General features: G+C 60.9%; 3 protein-coding genes. 1 reads left to right on the top strand and 2 read right to left on the bottom strand.

Features of this window, described 5'->3' with window-relative positions; all coding sequences use genetic code 11:
- Window positions 1–166: NAD(P)-binding domain-containing protein (locus ACMU_RS19170; protein WP_236626302.1), on the bottom strand; the 166-nt coding region annotated here is incomplete at its 3' end.
- Window positions 163–1,059: an SMP-30/gluconolactonase/LRE family protein gene (locus ACMU_RS18530; RefSeq protein ID WP_035263039.1), complete on the bottom strand. Its 897-nt coding sequence runs from the start codon at window positions 1,057–1,059 to the stop codon at window positions 163–165. The genes ACMU_RS18530 and ACMU_RS19170, both read right to left, overlap by 4 nt.
- Window positions 1,060–1,143: 84 nt before the next feature.
- Between ACMU_RS18530 and ACMU_RS18525 the strand changes: the two genes are divergently transcribed.
- On the top strand, window positions 1,144–1,536 hold a 393-nt coding region (locus ACMU_RS18525; protein ID WP_035263042.1), incomplete at its 3' end, for a GlcG/HbpS family heme-binding protein.

Genomic DNA, 1,536 nt, shown 5'->3' with positions numbered 1-1,536 from the left:
TCGGCGTGATCCGGGCGGCCAGATCTCCGGCCGCGGCCATGAAGTCATCCACCTTCGAGACCGTCCGGTTAAAAACCGAAATCGAAAACCCCTTCTCGGCAATGTTCAAAGACAACATCGCCCCCATCGTCCCCAGACCAATCAGACCTATTTGCGTGTGCGTCATGGGGTTTGAACTCCTTGCCGGTTCAGGGTGATCCGATAGATCGAGGTGGTTGCGGTGATATAAAGCTGATGCTTGGCGCGGCCGCCAAAGCAGATATTCGACACCAGTTCGGGCACCAGGATCTTGCCCAGAAGCCGCCCGTCAGGCGCGATGCAATGCACGCCGTCAGCGGCCGAGGACCAGATATTGCCGTCGCTGTCGACGCGGATGCCGTCGGCGCAGCCGGGGGCGATCGTGTGGAACACGTCGCCACCGGTCAGCCCATTGTCGGTCACGTCGAAGACGCGGATATGTTGGGCATCGTCGCTGAACATCCGGCCCGTATCGGCCATGTAAAGCCTGGATTCATCGGGGGAAAAGGCCAACCCGTTGGGGCAGTTGCCATCGGTCACCACCGCGTCCATCGCACCGGTATCGGGGTCAACGCGGTAGAGGTTGCAGGGCAGTTCCTGTTCGGACACAAAGCCTTCGTAATTGGTTTTGATGCCGTAATGGGGGTCGGAAAACCAGATGGAACCGTCCGACTTCACCACGACATCGTTGGGCGAGTTCAGGCGTTTGCCCTGATAGGCGTCGGCGATCACCGAGATGGTGCCGTCATGCTCGGTCCGGGTCACGCGGCGGGTGCCGTGCTCGCACGAGATCAGCCGTCCCTGCCGGTCGCGCGTGTGGCCATTGGCATAGTTCGAGGGCGCGCGATAGGTGGATATGCCTTCGCCGGGTGTCCAGCGCAGGATGCGGTTGTTGGGAATGTCGGAAAACAGCAGGCAACCGGCATCGCCGAACCAGACCGGCCCTTCGACCCAGTCGAACCCGGTGGCCAGTTGCTTTACCGGGGCATTTCCCAGCACGAAGCTGTCAAAAACCGGATCGTGGGACTCAAAAAACGACATGGCGCATCCTTGGGGGTTTCCTGATCAACGTGTTATCGATACCATAATGGCACGTCAACCGGATTCCCGCACTGGAAAAGACCTATGAACCTAACGCAAACCACCCTGACCCTCAGCCATCACGCCACGCTGCAGATGTTGCAGGCCGCTGTCGCCAAAGCCGAAGAAATGCAGCAGCCACAATGCATCGTCATCGTGGATGCAAGCGGCGAGACACTGGCGGAAATAAAGATGAGCGGCGCAAAATACCTCAGCCGGAAATCGGCCCGCAGCAAGGCGCGCACGGCGGCCTCGACCGGCGCGCTGACAACCGACATCCCCGAAGCAGTGCGCCTGCATATCGCGGCAGCAACCGGCGGCGAAGTGACCGGCCTGGGCGGCGGCATCCCAATCCGCATCGACGGCCAACTTGTCGGCGGCATCGGAGTAGGGTCCGGATCCGCCGTACAAGACATGTGCGTCGCCAGAGCAGCGCTG

Origin of the sequence: Actibacterium mucosum KCTC 23349, from assembly GCF_000647975.1 — a bacterium.
Taxonomy (GTDB): domain Bacteria; phylum Pseudomonadota; class Alphaproteobacteria; order Rhodobacterales; family Rhodobacteraceae; genus Actibacterium; species Actibacterium mucosum.
This window is presented reverse-complemented; position numbering and strand designations above follow the sequence as displayed.

What these genes read in the sequence shown, in the direction of transcription:
- ACMU_RS18530 (WP_035263039.1), bottom strand. Translation starts at nt 1,059, where the DNA reads ATGTCGTTTTTTGAGTCCCACGATCCGGTTTTTGACAGCTTCGTGCTG.